Below are 18,941 nucleotides of genomic sequence, written 5' to 3'. Positions count from 1 at the left end.
CGGCGGATCGGCTCGCGGGGTCTGCGAGGATGTGGGGCTAGTAAGCGCCGCGCGCCAGTGAGTCAAGTTTTGACGGCCTTTTGCGGGAGACTACGGAGGTCACAGCCGCGTAACAGCGCCATTCTAGCGTGCCGCAGCCATGCGAGGAAACCCGGCCATGAACAGCGACACCGCGCCCCTCTCCGCCGCCAGCGACGACGTCGTCAGCGATGACAACGCCCTGTTCGAGACCCTGCTGTCCCTGCGGGCGGCGGTGGTCGAGGAGGCCGCCCCCCTGATCGAGCGCTTCCGCCGCGAGGCCCGACGCGCGGACGCGGCGCTCGACAATCTCGCGCATTATCTCGCCTTGCGCCGGCACGAGCTGCGCCCGCTGCAGCGCCAGCTGATGTGGCGCGGCCTGTCCTCGCTCGGCCGGCTGGAGAGCCGGGTGCTGCCGACGCTCGACGCGGTGCTGGTGGCGCTGGCCGCCCGCGCTGGCCGTCCCCTGCCCTTCCCGCCGCCGGAGCCCGCCGCCTTCTTCGCCGGCGAGGCCCGGCTGGAGGCGGCCAGTGCGGCAAGCCTCGGCCCGGAGCCGGAGGGGCGCTATACCCGCATCATGGTCACGCTGCCCGGCGAGGCCGGTGGCGATCCGGCCTTCGTGCTGGCGCTGGCGAAGGCCGGCATGGATGTCGCCCGCATCAACTGCGCCCATGACGACGCCGACACCTGGCGGGCCATGGCGCGGCATGTGCGCGCCGCGGCCGAGGCGGTCGGCCGCCCGATCGCGGTGCTGATGGACATTGCCGGGCCGAAGATCCGCACCGGCGCGGTGCTGCCGATGCGCAAGGACAAGCCGACCGGCCGGCTGCTGCCCGGCGACACGCTGCGCCTCGTCGCCGAGGGCGAGCCCCGCGTCGATGACGCCGCCCTGTTCAGCGCCGCCGTCTCGCTGCCGGAAATCGTCACCCGCCTCGGGCTCGGCCACCGCGTGCGCTATGACGACGGCAAGGTCGAGGCGGTGGTGGAGAGCGTGCACGAGGGCGAGGCGATCCTGCGCATCCTCCACACCCGTCCCGGCGGCACCAAGCTGAAGCCGGAAAAGGGCATCAACCTGCCCGACACCGCGCTCGGCCTCTCCCCGCTCACCGCCAAGGACGACGCCGACCTCGCCACCGTCATCGAATGCGCCGACGTCATCGGCTATTCCTTCGTCAGCCGGCCGGAAGATCTCGACCTGCTCGACGCCGCCATCGCCCGCCACGGCGCCGGGCGCGCGCGCCCGCTCGGCCTGATGGCCAAGATCGAGCGCCCCGAGGCGGTGCGGAACCTGCCGGACCTGATCGCCCGCGCCGCCCGCTTCGGCCATTTCAGCGTGATGATCGCCCGCGGCGACCTCGCCGCCGAGATCGGCTTCACCCGCCTCGCCGAAATGCAGGAGGAGCTTTTGTGGATCTGCGAGGCGGCCTCGGTGCCGGCGATCTGGGCGACGCAGGTGCTGGAGGATCTGGTGCGCGACGGCATTCCCTCGCGCGGCGAGATGACCGACGCCGCCATGGCCGCCCGCGCCGAATGCGTCATGCTGAACAAGGGGCCGGCGGTGGTGGAAGCGGTCCAGCTGCTCGACCGGCTGCTCGGCCGCATGGCCGACCATCTCGACAAGAAGACCCCGACCCTGCGGGCGCTGCATTCGTGGTAGCGGCAGGCGGGCCCTTGGGCGGCGCTCACTGTCCCACGAGGTAGTGGGCGCCCCATTCCGAGGTCGGGATCGCCGCGCCGAGCGTGTAGTGGAAGCGCGTCACATCAAGCCCCTCATGCGCGGTCTCGCACTCATAGGCCATGTGGTACCAGGTGCCGCCCGAGCGCACCGCCGCGCCCGGCGCGTTGATCTTCGCGCCCTTCACCACCGGATCGCGATAGGCATAGGCGACGAGTTCGTCGGGGTGCATGCCCTTCTGCCCGCGCTGGACCTCGCCCATGGCGCGGGTGTTGCACACCTGCTCGATCCGCTCCGAGGGCTCCAGCCGCATCATCTGGTCGTCGGCTGAACGCGCCTGCGCGGCGGTCAGCCCGCCGGCAGACAGGGCGACGAGCGCAAGGAGAAGAGTGGCGGGTGCGGCGGAGATGTGCGGCATAAGCGCTCGATTCCCTTATCGTCGTTGGTCCGCCGGTTGAATAGCGCAGATTTGGCCATGCTGTGGCTTCACATCCGCGTTCCGGCGCCAACGGGGCGTGTTGCCGAGAGTCATGCGGCAGATTAGAACCGCCCGATGGCGCTGATGGATTTTGCCAACCCCACCCGCTTCCTCGCCCTTTCCGGGCGCGTCCTGCCGTGGCTGACAGGCCTTGCGCTGGCGACGCTGGCGCTCGGCTTCTTCCTGGCCTTCCGCGCCCCGGAAGACTACCAGCAGGGCGAAACGGTGCGGATCATGTACATCCACGTGCCCTTCGCTTGGCTGGCGATGTTCGGCTATTCGCTGCTGGCGGCATCCGCCCTCGGCATCCTGGTCTGGCGCCACCCGCTGGCGGATGTGGCGCACAAGGCGATGGCGCCGATCGGCGCGGTGTTCGCCTTCCTCTGCCTGTTCACCGGCTCGCTCTGGGGGCGGCCGATGTGGGGCACCTACTGGGTCTGGGACGCGCGCCTCACCTCCATGCTGGTGCTGCTGCTACTCTATCTCGGCCTGCTGGCGCTGCGCTCGGCGATCGAGGACCCCAACCAGGCCGGACGTGCGGCGGCGGTGCTGTCGCTGGTCGGCTTCGTCAATGTGCCGATCGTCAAGTTCTCGGTCGACTGGTGGAACACCCTGCACCAGCCGGCCTCGGTGTTCCGCATGGACGGGCCGACCATTCATTCGAGCCTGCTCTGGCCGCTGATGATCTGCGCCGTCGGGTTCACCCTGTTGATGCTGGCGCTGCACATGGCGGCGATGCGCAACGAAATCTACCGCCGTCGCCTGCGCGTGCTGGAAGCGCGCGCCGCCGCCGAGGCGGCCTATGCGTGAGGCGTTCTGAATGTTCGGCGAGCACGGCTTCTTCATCATCGCCTGCTACGGCGTGAGCGCCCTGGCGCTCGGGGCGCTGGCGCTGTGGATCGTCGCCGACGGGCGCCTCGTGCGCCGCCGGCTGGAGGAACTGGAGGCACGCGGCGTGCGCCGCCGCTCGGCCGGGCGCGCCGACGCATGAACCAGATCTCCGACACCCCGCCTTCCGAGGACGCGCCGCCTCCCCGGCCCCGCCGTTCGCGGCTGCTCGTGCTGCTGCCGCTGGTCGCGTTCCTGGCGCTGGCGGCGCTGTTCTATGGACGGCTGTTCTCCGGCGATCCCTCGCGCGTGCCTTCGGCGCTGATCGGCCGGCAGGCGCCGGCGATCGACCTGCCGGCGCTGGAGGGGCTGGCGCGCGAGGGCCAGCCGGTGCCGGGCCTCACATCGGCCGCGCTCAAGGGCGAGGTGACGGTGCTCAACGTCTTCGCTTCCTGGTGCGTGCCGTGCCGCGACGAGCATCCCTTTCTGGTCGAGCTGTCGAAGATGCCGGGCTTCCGCCTCGTCGGCCTGAACTACAAGGACGACGCCGACAATGCCCGCCGGTTCCTTGGCCGCTTCGGCAACCCCTATGCGGCGGTGGGCGTCGACGCCAATGGCCGCACCGCCATCGACTGGGGCGTCTATGGCGTGCCGGAGACCTTCGTCATCGGCAAGGACGGGCGCATCGCCTACAAATATATCGGCCCCATCGACGCGCAGGGGTTGAAGGACCGCCTGCTGCCGCAGATCGAGAGCGCGCGGACGGCGGGTCCGTAGAGCGGCGCAGCGTCATCGCAGGCCCGTTTCCCGGACAAGCTGCACGCAGTGCGGCGCAGATCCGGGATCCAGCGAAGACTCGGCGACGCCGCTCAATCCACAGTGAAGCGCCTACGGCGGGCCTTTGCGCTGGACCCCGGCTCTGCGCTTCGCCTTCGGCTCCGCTGGGCCGGGAAACCGAGGCCCCTTCCCTCAGTTGCGCTCGTCCGGCAGCATCGGCAGCGGCAGCACCTCGATCTCGTCCTCGATCAGCGCCCGTACCTCGTCCGGGGTCGCCTCGCCGCGAATCGCGCGCTTTTCCTCGTCGCCCTCATGCATGCGCCGCGCACGCTTGGCGAATTCGTCGCCGACATCGACCGAATGGGCGACGACATGGGCCCGCACCGCGCGCAGCATGGCGCGCAGCTGCTGCTCCTTCTCCGAGACCAGCGCGACCGGCTGGGTCGCCGCCGGCGGGACGGCTTCGGGAGCCTCCATCGGCGCCATGTCGGCGGCCGGCTCGGCAGCGAATTTGCGCGCCGCGCGGCCGAGCGCCGGGGCCATCAACGCCTTGTCCACCTCAGGCGAGCCGCAGACCGGGCAGGTGACGAGGCCACGCCCGCGCTGGTCGTCATAGGCGGCGGAATCGCGGAACCAGCTCTCGAACTCGTGCTCCCTTGCGCAGCACAGCCGATAGAGAATCATGCCACGCCACCGGGAACGAGATGCAGCCGGCCATGATCGGCCGGGGCCACCAGTTCGAAGCGCCGCCCGTTCGACAGCGAGGGAATCCGCCCGCGCACCAGCGCCACCTGCGCCGGGTCGATCTCGGCACTGACGATGCCCGGCTCGGTGCCGCCTTCGGCCAGAATGGTGCCCCACGGGTCGATGATGAGGCTGTGGCCGAAGGTCTTGCGCCCGTTCTCATGCGTGCCGCCCTGCGCCGCCGCCAGCACATAGCACCCGGTCTCGATCGCCCGGGCGCGCAGCAGAATGTGCCAGTGAGCCTCGCCCGTCGACTGGGTGAAGGCGGCCGGCGCGGCGATCATCCCCGCCCCCGCCTCGGCCAGCGTCCGGAACAGCGCGGGAAAGCGCAGATCGTAGCAGATGGTGAAGCCGAGCCTGATCTGCGGCAGCTCCGCCACGATGGCCAGTTCGCCCGGCCGGTAGGCGGCCGATTCGCGGTAGACGTCGCCATTGGGCAGGTCGACATCGAACATGTGGATCTTGTCGTAGCAGGCGGCGATCGTCCCGTCCGGGGCGAGCAGATAGGAGCGGTTGGCGGCGCGATGCTCGCTCGCCCGCACCGCCAGCGAGCCGATATGCAGATGCACCTTCAATTCGGCCGCGAGCGCCCGGAAGGCGGCCAGCGCCGGGTCGTCCTCTTCCGCATGCAGCACACGGAACAGCGCCTCGCGGTTCTCCTCCATGGTGCCGGTCATTTCAGGCGTCTGGATGTAGCTCGCCCCCGCCGCCGCCGCCTCGCGGATCAGCGCCGAGGCCGCCGCGACATTGGCCGCGACGCTCTTTTCGGTCCGCATCTGGATGAGCGCCGCGCGAAACGGGCTGCCGAGCCGCGGGGTGCCGGGCGTGAGCGTATCGGAAGAGCCGGTCATGGTTTCACTCTCGTTCAGCTGGCAAGTAGCGCGTCCAGCTCGCCGGCCTCCTCAAGCGCGTAAAGGTCGTCGCAGCCGCCGACATGACGTCCGTCGATGAAGATCTGCGGCACGCTGGTGCGCCCATTGGCCCGGCTCGACATGGAGGAGCGCGCCACCGGGTCGCCGGTCACGTTGATCTCGGAGAAATCGACGCCCTTGCGCCCGAGCAGCTTCTTGGCCGCATGGCAATAGGGGCAGGTCGATGTGGTGTAAATCTCGATTTTCGCCATCGAAGGGTCCTAACCATCGACCGCTGCTGCGGCCGGTATCCTGGTCTCTTATGATAGGGGCGCGTCTGCCACGTCAGCAACCCGCGCGAACACCAGAACGTCCACCTGTCCCGCCCCGGCGCGCAGCAGCGCCTTGACGCAGGCGTCGATCGTCGCCCCGGTCGTGAGCACGTCATCGACCAGAACCAGCCGCCGGCCGCGCAGTTCCCCTTTTCCCATGTCGGGCACGGCGAAAGCGCCCTGAACATTGCGCGCCCGCGCCGCCCGGTCGAGCCCCACCTGCGGCACGGTCGCGCGCCGGCGCTCCAGCCAGCCCGCCCGCACCGGCAGGCCGGCCTCGCCGCCGATCACCCCGGCCAGCGCCGCCGACTGGTTGAACCGCCGCCGCCACAGCCGCAGCCGATGCAGCGGCACCGGCACCAGGGCCTGCGCGTCGGAAAGGATATCCGCCCCGGCACGGGCCATCATCCGCCCCATCGGCGGGGCGATGTCGAGCCGGTCGGCATATTTGAGCGCGTGGATCAGATTGCGCGCCACGTCGCCGAATTCCGCCACCGCCCGCGCCCTGCCATAGGCCGGCGGCGCCTCCCGCGCGGCGGGCGAAAGCAGCCGCCCCTCCCCAAACCCATAGGGCAGAGGCGTGCCCAGCCGGTCGCAAAAGGGCGCCGCGATGAAGGAAAGGCGGCCCCAGCATTGGCCGCACAGGCAGCCCGGCTCGTCCACCGCCGCCCGGCAGGCCATGCAGGCCGGCGGCAGCGCGACATCCACCAACCCGCGCAGCAGCCGGCGCCCCACGCCGCGCAGCTGCGTGGCCAGGGCGGGCGGTGGCGCCTCCGCCTCGCGGGCAGGCGCGTGCATCGGCTCCGGCTGCCATTCCATACCCGGATAGTAGCACGGCCGGCCCCGGCGCGCTGCTGGAGGGCCGCCCACCTTTGACCTCGCCGCGAGCCGGCCCTATGGCTCTCGCCGAGGAGCCCCTTATGACCGCTTCCCCGACGCCCACTTCGCCGATGAACGTGTTCGACCCCCAGGCGCTGGCGCAGCGCCGTAGGAGGGCGCGCGCGCTCGGCCCGGAAACCTTCCTGCTTGAGCGCGTGGCGGAAGACCTCGTCGACCGGCTGACAGCGGTGAAGCGCCCCTTCGGCACGGCCGCCGATCTCGGCACGCCGACGCCCGTGCTGCGCGAGGCGCTGGCGAGCACCGGCATGGTCGAGACCTATAAGGCCTTCGGCCCGGCCGAGCGGGCCGATGTCGACGTCGTCACCGACCCGGAAATCCTGCCCTTCGCCCCCGCCTCGCTCGATCTCGTCGTCTCCGCCCTCGCCCTGCAGAGCGTCAACGACCTGCCCGGCGTGCTGGCGCAGATCCGCCGCGCGCTGAAGCCGGACGGGCTGCTGCTCGCCGGCTTTCTCGGCGGCGGCACGCTTGCCGAGCTGCGCGAGGCCTTCGCCATCGCCGAGAGCGACACGCTGGGCGGCATCTCCCCGCGCGTCGCGCCCTTTGTCGATCTGCGCGACCTCGGCGGGCTGCTGCAGCGCGCGGGCCTCGCCCTCCCCGTCACCGATGTCGACCGCGTGGTGGTGCGCTATGGCGACCCGCTTTCCCTGCTGCACGATCTGCGCCGCATGGGCGCGACCAACCCGCTCGCCGACCGGCGCCGCGCGCCGCTGCTGAAGAAGACGCTGGTGCGGCTGTTCGAGGTCTATGCCGAGCGCTTCGCCGACCCGGACGGGCGCCTGCGCGCGACCTTCGAGATCGTCTGGATTTCAGGCTGGGCCCCGCATGAAAGCCAGCAGAAACCGCTGCGCCCCGGCTCCGCCAAGACCCGCCTTGCCGACGCGCTGAACGTGCCGGAGGGACGGCTGAAGGGGGAGTGAGGGCGCGCACCCGGCCGGAGCGCCACTTCGGGCGGGGTCGCTCCTTTCAGCCTACGCTCCCGGCACGGCCTTACGGCCGTCCGGGATGACGCCAACAACGGCAGAACTCAGCGCCCCGGACCCAGCAGGTCGAGCAACACCGGGATCAGCGGCTCGTCGGCCGGCGGCATCGGGTAATCGCGCAGCGCACCCAGCTTCACCCAGGCCAAGCGCTGGCCCTCGCGGCCCTGCGCCTGCCCTTCCCAGCGCCGGCAGACCCAGAGCGGCATCAGCAGCTGGAAATTCTCATAGGTGTGCGAGGCAAAGGAGAGCGGGGCGAGGCACGGCTCCTTCACCGTGATCCCCAGTTCCTCCGCCAGTTCGCGGATCAGGCACTCCTCCGGCCGCTCGCCCGGCTCGACCTTGCCGCCGGGAAACTCCCACAGCCCGGCCAGCGACTTGCCCGCCGGCCGCTCGGTCAGCAGCACGCGCCCATCCACATCGATGAGAGCGGCGGCGGCGACGAGGACGAGTTTCATGCCGTTCGCCCTTCGCAGCTCAGGAACGATAATCGCCATTGATGGCGACATATTCCTTGGTGAGGTCGCAGGTCATCACCCGGTCCGACCCCCGCCCGAGCCCGAGATCGACCGTGATGTCGATCACGTCGTTCTTCATGTAGGCGGAAACCTCGCCCTCGTCATAGGCGGGGTCACGCGCGCCTTCATGCGCCACGCGGATGGGCCCGAAGGAAATGGAGAGAAGGTCGCGCTCGGCCGGCTCGCCGGCCTTGCCCACCGCCATGACGATGCGGCCCCAATTGGCGTCCTCGCCGGCCACCGCTGTCTTCACCAGCGGCGAATTGGCGATCGACATGGCGATCCGCCGGGCGGAACGCTTCGAGGTCGCGCCCGTGACGTGGATATTCACCAGCTTGCGGGCACCTTCGCCATCGCGCGCCACCTGCTCGGCCAGATCCGCCAGCACGCCGGTGAGCGCCTTGCGGAAGCGGCCGAGGCGCGGGTCCTTCGCGTCATCGATGCGCGGCGCGCCCGAGGCGCCGGTGGCGAACAGCATCAGCGTGTCGGAGGTCGAAGTGTCGCCGTCGATGGTCACGGCGTTGAAGCTGTCCGTCACGCCCTTGGAGAGCAGGGCCTGCAGCGCGGGCGCGGCGATGGCGGCATCTGTGAAGACGAAGGACAGCATGGTCGCCATATCAGGCGCGATCATGCCGGCGCCCTTGGCGATGCCGGCGATGGTCACGTCGACACCGTCGATCTTCACCCTGGCGGTGGCGAGCTTGGGGAAGGTGTCGGTGGTCATGATCGCTTTGGCCGGCTCGATCCAGGGCAGTGGCGCCAGGCGGCGGGCGGTTTCTTCCAGCACACCCTCGAACTTGGAGGCGTCGAGCGGCTCGCCGATGACGCCTGTGGAGGCGAGGTAGATCTCCTCCTCCCGGCAGCCAAGCGCCTTGGCCGCGATCTTCGCCGTCAGCGCTGTCGATTCACGCCCCTTCGCACCGGTGAAGGCGTTGGCATTGCCGGAATTGACCACCAGCGCCCGCGCGGTGCCGTGGGGCAGATTGGCGCGGCACCACTCGACCGGCGCCGAGGGGCAACGGGAGCGGGTGAACACCCCCGCCACGCTGGTGCCGGGATCGAGGGTGAGCAGCAGCACGTCGGTGCGGCCCTTATAGCGGATGCCCGCCTCGGCGGTGGCGAAGCGCACCCCGGCCACGGGGCCAACATCGGGCGTCGTCTTGGGAGCGAGCGGGGAGACGGGAGCAGCGTGGGCCATCGGGGGAACTCGATCGCGGGAAAGGGCCGGACCGATGTGCCCGAGATGCGCAACATCCGCAAGACGACGGCGTGCCGAAGGCAGGGCCGGCCGCGCGCCGGAGCGGGCACGGGCGCGGCTCGTGCGAGCGTGCCTCTGCCATTTGCGGCGGGTCGTCTCCACGCCGCATGCGGGCTCTCCCACACACCTGCTCTGGCCGGCAAGGTGCCTGCTGACGCGCGCCCTCGGCCGACTGCGAGGTGCGGCCACGCCGGAGTCCTTTCAGCCTGCATGCCGTCACCGCTCACCAGAGGCGGCTGGGATTTTCGATCCGCCCTATCGGGACATCATGGTCGCTCTTCAGTCAGCGCGGCAGAGCTACCCCGACCTTCATGGCGGCTGCGTCCTCTCGGGCAGCCGCGCCGAGTATCTCTGAAAGGAGATCAGGAGATCGGCGGCGTCGGGGCACGGATAGCCGGACCCTTTCGACCGCTGCGTCATCTCAGGCGGGCACCGCCCCCATCGCCTGGCGAAGATCATCGGAATGGCTTCGTCGTCGCGCTGATGCCAGATTTTTACGACCGCCGCGTCGTCTCAGGCGGCACCGCCGCAAACCACCGCGAGGGAAACGGGGTGTCGACTTTCTCGGGCTCCAACGCCGGGCCGTCATGGCGCGCGGCGTCTCGGGCGGCACCGCCGCACATGAGCGGGAGGAGATCGTCAGTGGCCTCGCCCTCGCACTGACCGCCGGACCTTTACGGCTTTCTCGGACTCCGACGCCGGACCTTCCCGACGCTGCGTCCTCTCGGGCGGCACCGCCTAACATCTCGGGGACGAGGTCAGGGAGCCGGCTTCGCTGTCGCCACGATAACCGGACCCTTATGACCGCCACGTCCTCTCGGGCGACACCGCCCACATTACCTGAAAGAGATCAGGGAATCGGTCGGACAGCGGGTTTGGGGGCGGCGGGCCTTAGATGTTCGATACGAAGCGGTGAATGGCTCGAAGCGGCGACCTGCCGGCCCGCCCCATTGGCCGTGTCGCGTCGCCTCGGGTCGCCTGCTCTCGGAACATGCCGTCGAAATGGCGAGGCCGGTGCTGACGGCCCGGCCACCTGTTCCTCTCACCCGGCCGCCCCCCCGGATTCCGCCGAGAGTCTTTACCTTTGGCAGGGAACGGGCGAGAAGGGGACGTCGCTTGCGCAACTGATTCGGCGTGTCGTCGGCCAATCGCGAGAAGGTGTGCCGCCCCGGTCGAGGTTGGTCATGACATCGCTGGTGGCATCAAGGTGTCGTAGACGGTTCTTCAGCGATCCCTAAAAACGTCCGGCTGTCTAATGATTTAGAGCCGTTACGAAACGTTTCGTTTTATAATCCTGAACGTTTCGTTTCGTTTAAATCGGCCTGGCGGGTCGGCTCTCCGCCACCATGCAAGGCCGGTCTGTTGAACGCCGCCTGATCGTCTCGGCCTTCCACCTCTGTGGTTAATGAAGATGGTTAACGCAACCTTTCGGCAACGGTCCGTTGGCGCCCAGGGCGGCCCGGGCCGCCGCAGCTCGGCCGGACCTCGCCGAAGCAAGGCAGCGTCCGAGGCCATTCTGGTGGCGGCTGAGGCGGTGCTCGCAGAGGCGGGGTATGCCGGCTTCACCATCGAGCAGGTGGCGCGGCGCGCAGGCGCGGGCAAGCCCACCATCTATCGTTGGTGGAGCGGCAAGCCTGCGCTGTTGATCGAGATTTACGCCCGCCAGCCGCTCGACCTCTCAGGCACCGATACCGGGTCGCTGGAGGGCGATCTCGTCGCGGCGCTGGGTCGCCTGCTCGCATTCTGGCGCGATACGCCCGCCGGCGAAGCGTTCACCGCCCTGCTGGTGGAAGCCCAGCACGACCATGCGGCGCTGGAAATGCTCCGAGCCTTTCTCGCCGAGCGCAGTTTTCCGCTTGCTGAGCTGTTCGATCGCGCCGCGCGCCGGGGGGAATTGGCGACGGATTTCGATCTTGCCGCCGGCCTCGATCTCGTCAGCGGTTATGTCTGGGCGCGCCTGCTGACGCGACGGCTTGAGGACGACTCTCGTAGCCTCTCATCCGCCGCCCGGCTGATCGCCCGCGGGTGCCTCCGGCGCTGAACGCGCTCTGCTCACCCTCGATCCCGGCGACAGGGCCGACGATTCTGCTGCGTGATCCCGCCCGTGATCTCGCGCACCGGCACGGCAGAGGCCGTCTCACGGCGCCGCCAATGCCGGGCCACACCATTCTACAGCGACTCGCGCACGAAAGCCCGGCAACGAAAGCGGACGCGCCCACCTCCGCCTCGCCTAACCCGCGACGGCGACCACCGCACGGGTCACGGACGGCTCGCCCGGGCGGGCGAGGCGGAACGAAATCCCGCAAGGCAAGCGGATGCGCATTCGCGCCCTGCCCTCGCCTCGCACGTCCCGAGACGGCAGCCACAGCAACGGCCACGAAAGGTAATTAATGTACCGGTCGACATTGCGGTGGCGGCACGAAAGCCCCGCAAGCCCTTGCGCCACCTCGCCACCACGCGACCAGCGACGAACCAACCACCTCCTCGGGGTCCCTCTCCTCGCCGCCGCCACGATCGGCATGACCTGAAGGTCGATCAATCCTAGAGTTCGTTTCTGATCTCAACAGCGTGCGTGTTCCGCTGTAGGAATGACCGAGGCGCGGCCCGGGCGATCGGCGTCCTAAAGATGTCGGCGAAGCGATGAGGGTCTCCAACAAGATGATGACTCGTGGATGGCGGTCGCACTGCGGCTCGCGGGCGAACTGTCCGCCTGCGGTGGCAAATCCCGGCTGGCTTCGCCGCCTCACGCGCTGGAAACGACAGCCCGGGCTCGACATTGTCGGCTATCTTCTCTCCGAAATCGGGCTTGGAGAAGCCGCGCGGCTGATGGTGGCCGCGCTCGATGCGGGGGGCGTTCCCGCCGGGTTGATCAATGCTCCCCTCCCGGGGCGCATGTCGGAACCCGCCCTGGCGGAGCGGCTTGCCGCATCGTCCCAGCAGCACCGCACGGCGCTGACCATCTGCGGCGCGCCCGAACTCGGCATGTTCGCCAGCCGGACGTGCCACTGCCAGGTCAACATCGCCTACCCGTTCTGGGAACTGCCGAGCTTTCCCGCAACGTGGAAGCCGCTGCTCGACGGCTTCGACGCCTACTGGGCCCCGACAACCTTCATCCAGAACGCCCTCGAAAGCGCTCAGCACAAGACTGTCACCCTGGTTCCTCAGCCCATTCACCTGCCGGAAGAGCCCAGGCGTCAGGCCCTCCATGGCCCCCTGAAGTTTTACACGTTCTTCGACTTCGATTCCTACGCCTCGCGAAAGAACCCCTTCGGCGCCATCCGAGCATTTCGCGCGGCGTTTCCAACCGGCCGGGAAGATGCCCGGCTGCTCGTCAAGGCCCGCGGCAGGGACGCCGAAGCGGGGCGGCAGACGGAACTCGTCGCCCTTGCCCGGCAGGATCCACGCATCGAGATCATCGACAAGACCCTCACCCGCGAAGAAATGTCGACCTTGATGGATGAGTGCAACGTCTTCGTCTCCCTGCACCGCTCCGAAGGATTCGGACTTGGATGCGCCGAAGCCCTGGCACGCGGCAAAGGCGTGGTGGCCACCGACTTTGGTGGCACACGCGACTTCATCAATGAGCGGACCGGCTATCCCGTCGGCTTCACCAAGGTCACGTTGAAGGCTGACGATTACGTTGGCGCCGAGGGCAACTACTGGGCCGAGCCGAGCGTCGAGCACGCCGCCAGCATCATGCGGCGTCTCTATGATGACCCCGGGCAGGTCGGGGAGAGAGCGCTGGCAGGCTTCGCCCATCTCAAGGCACACAATTCGTTTGAATCGGTGGGGCGACTTATAAAAGAATCCCTTGCCTGACAAGAAATAGAAGTACGTCCCCGGCCATCCCTTCCGCAGATGAGGGAACGTGCCGACGTCGTGGAACGGCAATATGCGACATGTCTGGCGCGCAACGTGCAGATCGACGGCCGGCTTCAAGCACCACCAAACGCCTCGACAACCCGCATCCAACGGTATTTATGTAGCGACGACAGTGGGATTATTTAAACGCGCGTGGAGTCGAGAGTGAAGAAGGCGTTGATCACGGGGATCACCGGGCAGGATGGCAGCTATCTCGCCCGCCTGCTGCTCGACAAGGGGTATGATGTAACCGGCACTGTCCGCGCCAACTCGCAGGCCAAGACGACGCGTTTGCGCAAGCTGGGAGTGGCCGACGCCGTGCGGCTGGTTGACGTCGACCTCGGGGAGATCAACAGCATCAACCGCGCCATTCGCGGCACCACTTTTGACGAAGTGTACAATCTGGCGGCGCAGAGCTTTGTCGGGTCCTCGTGGGACCAGCCGATCTACGTCGCCGATGTGAATGGCCTGGGTGTCGCGCGCCTGCTGGATGCTCTGCGCACCTATTCGCCCCAGACCCGCTTCTATCAAGCGTCGACCTCGGAGATGTTCGGCCGCGCGAGGACGGTGCCGCAGACCGAGGAAACGCCTTTCCATCCCCGCTCGCCCTATGGTGTGGCCAAGGTGTATGGCCATTACATCACCGTGAACTACCGCGAATCCTTCGGGCTTCATGCCTCATCCGGCATTCTCTTCAATCACGAAAGCCCCGTGCGCGGCGCCGAGATGGTGACACGCAAGATCACATTGGCACTGGCCCGCTTCGCTCATGGCGATCAGGTGCCGGTGGAACTCGGCAATCTCGATGCGCGCCGCGACTGGGGCTATGCCGGCGATTACGTGGAAGGCATGTGGCGCATGCTGCAGCAGGAGGTGGCGGAAGACTATGTTCTGGCCACCGGGATCACGACGCCCATTCGGGATTTCGTGAATTTCGCAGCGGAGGCGCTCGGCCTTGACCTGGCGTGGTCCGGCACGGCGGAGGCCGAGCACGCCGTGGACCGTCGGAGCGGCAAGGTCGCGGTCAAGGTCAATCCGAGATTCTTCCGGCCGGCCGAAGTCGAGCTTCTTCTCGGCGACGCAACAAAGGCGCGCACCAGGCTGGGCTGGGAGCCCAAGGTCACGGTCCGCGAACTGGCGGAGATGATGGCCCGGTCGGATTATGACGACTGGCGCGCCTAAGGCGGTCACCAAAGGGCGCTTTTAGATGGCGCCCCAGCCCGTGCGGCGCTCTCTCACCTGAGGATCTGGGTTCGGTCGGACCTCGGCACGGCCGAGGCGTGCTGCGCGCCGGCAAGGCGGGCGGCAGCGTCTCGCCGTCTGCACATCATCGCCGGCGCCGGTCCCGCGCCAGGGCAAGGAAAAGCCCCGGACCTCACCGGCCCGGGGCTTTGTCTATTGCCGCGCCTGACGCGGCGCTTTAGGCGCGATCCGATCAGCCTGCGTTGCCGGCTGATCGGTGCGCGCTCCGGGTCCCGCTCACGGCGTCGGCTTGGCGGGGGTCGCGGCAGGCGGGGTGAGGAGGTCGCCGGGCTTCGGCGCCGCCGCGGTCTTCTCCACCTTGGCGGCGTCGCGGGTCTTCTGCACCACTTCGGCCTGCGCCTTCTGCGCCACGAACTGCTCGATCTGCGGCTTCACTTCCTCGAAGGTCGGCACCGGCCGCTCGCGCGTTTCCTCAAGCTTGATGACGTGCCAGCCGAACTGGGTCTTCACCGGCTTCGACACTTCGCCGGGCTTCAGCTCGAAGGCGACCTCGGCGAATTCCGGCACCATCTGCTCCTTGGTGAAGAAGCCGAGATCGCCGCCATCGGCCTTGCCCGAGGGATCCTCGGTCAGCTCGGTGGCGAGCTTGGCGAAGTCCGCGCCCTTCTTGAGCTGGGCCTCGACATCCTGCGCCTTCTTCTCGGCAGCGGCCTGGGCTTCCTTGTCGTTGGGGTCGGCGCGGAACAGGATGTGGCGGGCGCGCACTTCCTTCTCCGGCTTCTGCTGCGCCACCGCTTCCTGGTAGGTCTTCTGCATGGCCTCGTCGGTGAGGGCCGCCTTCGTGGCCTGGGTGAGAATGGCCTGCATCAGCACGCGCTTGCGGATGAATTCCATCTCGCGCTTGAAGGCGTCGGTCTCATAGAGCTTCTCGGCCTCGGCGGCCTGCGCCATGGCGTTGAGGTCGATAAGGAAGCCGAGAACATATTCGTCGCGCGCCGCGCCCTGGATCTGCTGGGGCAGGTTCGGGGCCAGTTCGGCGGCGGCGGCGGTCACGTCGCTGCGACGGATCGGCGTGCCGTTGACGGTGGCGAGCACGGGATCATCGCTCTGCGTGGCGGCGGTCGCCGGTGCGGTGGCGGTCGCCGGAGCAGCGTCCTGGGCGAGAGCCGGCAGCGCCGGAAGGAAGGCCGTGCCGATCAGGGCGGCGAGAAGACCGGCGCGCAGCGGGCTGGAGGTGACCCGGCCGGCGGGGCGATGGGCCGCCTTGGGCGCGGTGTGCGGGCTATGACGGGTCATGAAGCGTTCCTCGATTTTCGGTTGGCCGCTGCGGGGCCGCGAAAGCTGGCCCAGCCCGGTTCAGGTTGCAAGCGTGTAAGATCACCGACGCCAGATTTTTCGCCGCCGGAGCGCCGGGGAATGGACCGCCGGGGCGACGGCCTGCTGTGAAGCAAAGCTGTCGTCCGGCCCGCGATTGACAACCCCCAAACCCGTTCATAAGTGTGGCACGCGGTGCGGGTTCTCGCCGGCACTCGCGCTTATGTGACGCAAGAACCCGCAAGCCGTTCGCGGCGGCCCGGCCCTGAAGACCCATTTCGGCCGCAAATGGCGTCTCGATGAGGCTTCAGCCCGCGCTCTCGCGCCCGCAGCTTGCACAAGAGGATGCGGCGGCCCGTCACCGCCCGTCCGACACCTGCTCCTGGCGGACTCGGATTGGAAGTCTCATGTTCGGCGCTCTCGCGCGAAAGCTCTTCGGATCGGCCAATGACCGCCGCGTGCGCGGCTATCAGCCCAAGGTCGCGGCCATCAACGCGCTCGAACCGGAGCTGAAGGCGCTCTCCGACGAGGCGCTGCGCGCCCGCACCCTTACCTTCCGCGAGCAATTGGCCAACGGCGCCAGCCTGGACGACCTGCTGGTCCCCGCCTTCGCCACCGTGCGCGAGGCCTCCCGCCGAGCGCTGGGCCAGCGGCATTTCGACGTGCAGCTGATCGGCGGCATGGTGCTGCATGAGCGCGGCATCGCCGAGATGCGGACCGGCGAAGGCAAGACCCTGGTCGCCACCGCGCCGGTCTATCTCAACGCGCTGACCGGCAAGGGCGTCCACGTCGTCACCGTCAATGACTACCTCGCCAAGCGCGACGCCGAATGGATGGGGCGCGTCTATCGTTTCCTCGGCCTCACCACCGGCATCATCCATCACGGCCTCGACGACAATGAGCGCCGCGCGGCCTATGCCTGCGATGTCACCTACGCCACCAATAACGAGCTCGGCTTCGACTATCTGCGCGACAACATGAAGTACGAGCTGAACCAGATGGTGCAGCGCCCGCACTTCTACGCCGTGGTCGACGAGGTGGACTCGATTCTGGTCGACGAAGCCCGCACCCCGCTGATCATTTCCGGCCCGCTCGACGACCGTTCGGACTTCTACACCACCATCGACGCCTATATCCCCAAGCTCTCGAAGGAGGATTACGACGTCGACGAGAAGCAGCGCTCGGTCGCCCTGACCGAGGCCGGCATGGAAAAGGCCGAGAACCTGCTGCGCGACGCCGGCATCCTCAAGGGCGAGAGCCTGTACGACATCGAGAATGTCTCGGTCGTCCACCACGTCAACCAGGCCCTGCGCGCCCACACGCTGTTCCAGCGCGACAAGGACTACATCGTCCGCAACAACGAAGTCGTCATCATCGACGAGTTCACCGGCCGCATGATGCCCGGCCGGCGCTATTCGGAAGGGCTGCATCAGGCGCTGGAAGCCAAGGAGCGGGTGCAGGTCCAGCCCGAGAACCAGACGCTGGCCTCCATCACCTTCCAGAACTATTTCCGCATGTATGAGAAGCTGGCCGGCATGACCGGCACGGCCAATACCGAGGCGGCGGAGTTCCAGGATATCTACAATCTCGAAGTGATCGAGATTCCGACCAACCTGCCGGTGCAGCGCGTCGACGACGATGACGAGGTCTACCGGACGGCGGCCGAGAAATACAACGCCATCATCGACCTCATCACCGACTGCAAGAGCCGGGGCCAGCCGGTGCTGGTTGGCACCACCTCGATCGAGAAGTCGGAACTGCTGGCGGAGCTGCTGAAGAAGCGCGGCTTCAAGCAGAAGGATTTTTCCGACCCCGACGCCTTCCGCCCGCTCTATGACGGCGACCAGGGCACGGCGGACGACCAGGTGTTCGCGGTGCTCAATGCCCGCCACCACGAGCAGGAATCCTACATCGTCAGCCAGGCCGGCGTTCCCGGCGCCGTCACCATCGCCACCAACATGGCCGGCCGCGGCACCGACATCCAGCTCGGCGGCAATGCCGATATGCGCATCTCCCATGAACTCGGCGACATGCCGGAAGGCGAGCAGCGCGCCGCCGCCGAGGCCCGCATCCGCGAGGAGGTCGCCAAGCTGAAGGCGAAGGCGCTGGCCGCCGGCGGGCTTTACGTCATCGGCACCGAGCGCCATGAGAGCCGGCGCATCGACAACCAGCTGCGCGGCCGCTCCGGCCGCCAGGGCGACCCCGGCCATTCGCATTTCTTCCTGTCGCTGGAAGACGATCTGATGCGGATCTTCGGCTCGGACCGGCTCGACGGCATGCTGCAGAAGCTCGGCCTCAAGGAGGGCGAGGCGATCGTCCATCCCTGGATCAACCGGGCGCTGGAAAAGGCGCAGCAGAAGGTCGAGGCGCGCAATTACGACATCCGCAAGAACCTGCTGAAATACGACGACGTGATGAACGACCAGCGCAAGGTGGTGTTCGAGCAGCGCGTCGAGCTGATGCAGGACGAGGACGTCGCCGAGACGGTGGCCGAGATGCGCCACGGCATCATCGAAGACATCGTCGTCAAGCATGTTCCGCCCAGCGCCTATCCCGAGCAGTGGGACACGGACGGGCTGGCCGAAGCGCTGCAGCGCGTGCTCGGCCTCGACCTGCCGGTCAAGGAATGGGCGGCCGAGGAAGGCATCGCCGACGAGGAGATGCGCGAGCGGGTGCAGCGCCGGGCCGACGAGGCGATGGCGCTGAAGGCGGCCAAATACGGCCCCGACATCATGCGCTATGTCGAGAAGTCGATCCTTTTGCAGACGCTGGACCACCTCTGGCGCGAGCATCTGGTGACGCTCGATCATCTGCGCCAGGTCATCGGGCTGCGCGGCTATGCCCAGCGCGACCCGCTGAACGAGTACAAGTCGGAGGCTTTCCAGCTGTTCGAGGCCATGCTCGCCAATCTGCGCGAGGCCGTGACCGCCCAGCTGATGCGGGTCGAGGTGATGGCCGCGCCGCAGACCGACGACATGCCGCCCATGGCGCCGCACCATATCGACCCCGCCACCGGCGAGGACGAGTTCGCGCTCGCCGATGCCGAGATCGCCGCCGAGGCGACGCTCGCCCCGGCCGAGGATGCCGCCGCGCCGGTGCGCAACCCCGATGATCCCTCCACCTGGGGCCGGGTCGGGCGTAACGAGGCCTGCCCCTGCGGCTCCGGCCTCAAATACAAGCACTGCCACGGCAAGTTCGTCTAAGGCC

At 68.2% G+C, this 18,941-nt stretch carries 17 protein-coding genes; 9 read left to right on the top strand and 8 right to left on the bottom strand.

Annotated elements, in window-relative coordinates:
* Positions 1-157 precede the first annotated feature (157 nt).
* The gene (locus BLO63_RS14750; protein ID WP_091441916.1) at positions 158-1,675 is read left to right on the top strand and encodes a pyruvate kinase; all 1,518 of its coding nucleotides are present in this window, start codon (positions 158-160) and stop codon (positions 1,673-1,675) included.
* A gap of 25 nt (positions 1,676-1,700) precedes the next feature.
* On the opposite strand, the gene BLO63_RS14745 is transcribed toward BLO63_RS14750, so the two are convergent.
* Entirely contained in the window at positions 1,701-2,111 is a 411-nt protein-coding gene (locus BLO63_RS14745) for a DUF930 domain-containing protein (RefSeq protein ID WP_091441914.1), read from the bottom strand.
* 135 nt (positions 2,112-2,246) lie between these two features.
* On the opposite strand from BLO63_RS14745, the gene BLO63_RS14740 reads away from it, so the two are divergent.
* From BLO63_RS14740 to BLO63_RS14730, 3 genes are read left to right on the top strand one after another with little or no spacing between them, the layout of a single operon-like run.
* Positions 2,247-2,981, top strand: a complete 735-nt coding sequence (locus BLO63_RS14740) for a heme ABC transporter permease (protein ID WP_091441911.1) — start codon at positions 2,247-2,249, stop codon at positions 2,979-2,981.
* A 10-nt stretch (positions 2,982-2,991) separates the two neighbouring features.
* A complete protein-coding gene (gene ccmD, locus BLO63_RS14735) occupies positions 2,992-3,162 on the top strand; it encodes a heme exporter protein CcmD (RefSeq protein WP_091441910.1) in 171 nt (56 codons plus the stop codon).
* Positions 3,159-3,776, top strand: a complete 618-nt coding sequence (locus BLO63_RS14730) for a DsbE family thiol:disulfide interchange protein (protein WP_091441907.1) — start codon at positions 3,159-3,161, stop codon at positions 3,774-3,776. Before ccmD ends, BLO63_RS14730 begins: the two co-directional genes overlap by 4 nt.
* 192 nt (positions 3,777-3,968) lie before the next feature.
* On the opposite strand, the gene BLO63_RS14725 is transcribed toward BLO63_RS14730, so the two are convergent.
* Genes BLO63_RS14725 through BLO63_RS14710 form a run of 4 tightly spaced genes read right to left on the bottom strand, consistent with a single transcriptional unit; the run spans position 3,969 to position 6,501 of the window.
* Positions 3,969-4,460 carry a DUF1178 family protein gene (locus BLO63_RS14725; protein ID WP_091441905.1) on the bottom strand — a complete coding sequence of 164 codons (492 nt, stop codon included), beginning with the start codon at positions 4,458-4,460 and terminating at the stop codon, positions 3,969-3,971.
* Positions 4,457-5,371, bottom strand: coding sequence for a carbon-nitrogen hydrolase family protein (locus BLO63_RS14720; protein ID WP_091441902.1), 915 nt, complete (start codon positions 5,369-5,371; stop codon positions 4,457-4,459). The genes BLO63_RS14725 and BLO63_RS14720 overlap by 4 nt, the downstream gene beginning before the upstream one ends.
* A gap of 14 nt (positions 5,372-5,385) precedes the next feature.
* Positions 5,386-5,643 carry a glutaredoxin 3 gene (grxC, locus tag BLO63_RS14715; protein WP_091441899.1) on the bottom strand — a complete coding sequence of 86 codons (258 nt, stop codon included), beginning with the start codon at positions 5,641-5,643 and terminating at the stop codon, positions 5,386-5,388.
* Between the two features lie 48 nt (positions 5,644-5,691).
* On the bottom strand, positions 5,692-6,501 hold the full coding sequence (locus tag BLO63_RS14710) for a ComF family protein (protein ID WP_091442125.1): 810 nt from the start codon (positions 6,499-6,501) through the stop codon (positions 5,692-5,694).
* 122 nt (positions 6,502-6,623) lie between these two features.
* Here BLO63_RS14710 and BLO63_RS14705 point away from each other — a divergent pair, with 122 nt between their 5' ends.
* Complete coding sequence (locus tag BLO63_RS14705) at positions 6,624-7,520, top strand: methyltransferase domain-containing protein (protein WP_091441896.1); 897 nt, start codon at positions 6,624-6,626, stop codon at positions 7,518-7,520.
* Positions 7,521-7,627: 107 nt separating this feature from the next.
* On the opposite strand, the gene mutT is transcribed toward BLO63_RS14705, so the two are convergent.
* A complete protein-coding gene (gene mutT / locus BLO63_RS14700; RefSeq protein WP_091441893.1) occupies positions 7,628-8,038 on the bottom strand; it encodes an 8-oxo-dGTP diphosphatase MutT in 411 nt (136 codons plus the stop codon).
* Positions 8,039-8,057: 19 nt separating this feature from the next.
* On the bottom strand, positions 8,058-9,296 hold the full coding sequence (gene argJ / locus BLO63_RS14695) for a bifunctional glutamate N-acetyltransferase/amino-acid acetyltransferase ArgJ (RefSeq protein ID WP_091441891.1): 1,239 nt from the start codon (positions 9,294-9,296) through the stop codon (positions 8,058-8,060).
* 1,579 nt (positions 9,297-10,875) lie between these two features.
* Between argJ and BLO63_RS14690 the strand changes: the two genes are divergently transcribed.
* The 3 genes from BLO63_RS14690 to gmd all read left to right on the top strand — a co-directional run bounded on the left by BLO63_RS14690 (position 10,876) and on the right by gmd (position 14,399).
* A complete protein-coding gene (locus BLO63_RS14690) occupies positions 10,876-11,397 on the top strand; it encodes a TetR/AcrR family transcriptional regulator (protein ID WP_091441888.1) in 522 nt (173 codons plus the stop codon).
* 599 nt (positions 11,398-11,996) lie between these two features.
* Entirely contained in the window at positions 11,997-13,175 is a 1,179-nt protein-coding gene (locus BLO63_RS14685; protein WP_091441886.1) for a glycosyltransferase, read from the top strand.
* 207 nt (positions 13,176-13,382) lie between these two features.
* Positions 13,383-14,399 (top strand): GDP-mannose 4,6-dehydratase, encoded by a 1,017-nt coding sequence (gmd, locus tag BLO63_RS14680; protein WP_091441883.1) that lies wholly within the window; start codon positions 13,383-13,385, stop codon positions 14,397-14,399.
* 297 nt (positions 14,400-14,696) lie between these two features.
* On the opposite strand, the gene BLO63_RS14675 is transcribed toward gmd, so the two are convergent.
* Positions 14,697-15,716, bottom strand: a complete 1,020-nt coding sequence (locus BLO63_RS14675; RefSeq protein WP_091441880.1) for a peptidylprolyl isomerase — start codon at positions 15,714-15,716, stop codon at positions 14,697-14,699.
* A 425-nt stretch (positions 15,717-16,141) separates the two neighbouring features.
* Here BLO63_RS14675 and secA point away from each other — a divergent pair, with 425 nt between their 5' ends.
* The gene (gene secA / locus BLO63_RS14670) at positions 16,142-18,937 is read left to right on the top strand and encodes a preprotein translocase subunit SecA (RefSeq protein WP_091441878.1); all 2,796 of its coding nucleotides are present in this window, start codon (positions 16,142-16,144) and stop codon (positions 18,935-18,937) included.
* Positions 18,938-18,941: the final 4 nt, after the last annotated feature.

The sequence above is a fragment of the Ancylobacter rudongensis genome (assembly GCF_900100155.1).
In the GTDB taxonomy this organism is placed as follows: Bacteria; Pseudomonadota; Alphaproteobacteria; order Rhizobiales; family Xanthobacteraceae; genus Ancylobacter; species Ancylobacter rudongensis.
Note: the sequence above shows the minus strand (reverse complement) of the source record. Positions and strands in the feature narration are given on the sequence as shown.

What these genes read in the sequence shown, in the direction of transcription:
- BLO63_RS14750 (WP_091441916.1), top strand. Translation starts at nt 158, where the DNA reads ATGAACAGCGACACCGCGCCCCTCTCCGCCGCCAGCGACGACGTCGTC.
- BLO63_RS14745 (WP_091441914.1), bottom strand. Translation starts at nt 2,111, where the DNA reads ATGCCGCACATCTCCGCCGCACCCGCCACTCTTCTCCTTGCGCTCGTC.
- BLO63_RS14740 (WP_091441911.1), top strand. Translation starts at nt 2,247, where the DNA reads ATGGCGCTGATGGATTTTGCCAACCCCACCCGCTTCCTCGCCCTTTCC.
- ccmD (WP_091441910.1), top strand. Translation starts at nt 2,992, where the DNA reads ATGTTCGGCGAGCACGGCTTCTTCATCATCGCCTGCTACGGCGTGAGC.
- BLO63_RS14730 (WP_091441907.1), top strand. Translation starts at nt 3,159, where the DNA reads ATGAACCAGATCTCCGACACCCCGCCTTCCGAGGACGCGCCGCCTCCC.
- BLO63_RS14725 (WP_091441905.1), bottom strand. Translation starts at nt 4,460, where the DNA reads ATGATTCTCTATCGGCTGTGCTGCGCAAGGGAGCACGAGTTCGAGAGC.
- BLO63_RS14720 (WP_091441902.1), bottom strand. Translation starts at nt 5,371, where the DNA reads ATGACCGGCTCTTCCGATACGCTCACGCCCGGCACCCCGCGGCTCGGC.
- grxC (WP_091441899.1), bottom strand. Translation starts at nt 5,643, where the DNA reads ATGGCGAAAATCGAGATTTACACCACATCGACCTGCCCCTATTGCCAT.
- BLO63_RS14710 (WP_091442125.1), bottom strand. Translation starts at nt 6,501, where the DNA reads ATGCACGCGCCTGCCCGCGAGGCGGAGGCGCCACCGCCCGCCCTGGCC.
- BLO63_RS14705 (WP_091441896.1), top strand. Translation starts at nt 6,624, where the DNA reads ATGACCGCTTCCCCGACGCCCACTTCGCCGATGAACGTGTTCGACCCC.
- mutT (WP_091441893.1), bottom strand. Translation starts at nt 8,038, where the DNA reads ATGAAACTCGTCCTCGTCGCCGCCGCCGCTCTCATCGATGTGGATGGG.
- argJ (WP_091441891.1), bottom strand. Translation starts at nt 9,296, where the DNA reads ATGGCCCACGCTGCTCCCGTCTCCCCGCTCGCTCCCAAGACGACGCCC.
- BLO63_RS14685 (WP_091441886.1), top strand. Translation starts at nt 11,997, where the DNA reads ATGAGGGTCTCCAACAAGATGATGACTCGTGGATGGCGGTCGCACTGC.
- BLO63_RS14675 (WP_091441880.1), bottom strand. Translation starts at nt 15,716, where the DNA reads ATGACCCGTCATAGCCCGCACACCGCGCCCAAGGCGGCCCATCGCCCC.
- secA (WP_091441878.1), top strand. Translation starts at nt 16,142, where the DNA reads ATGTTCGGCGCTCTCGCGCGAAAGCTCTTCGGATCGGCCAATGACCGC.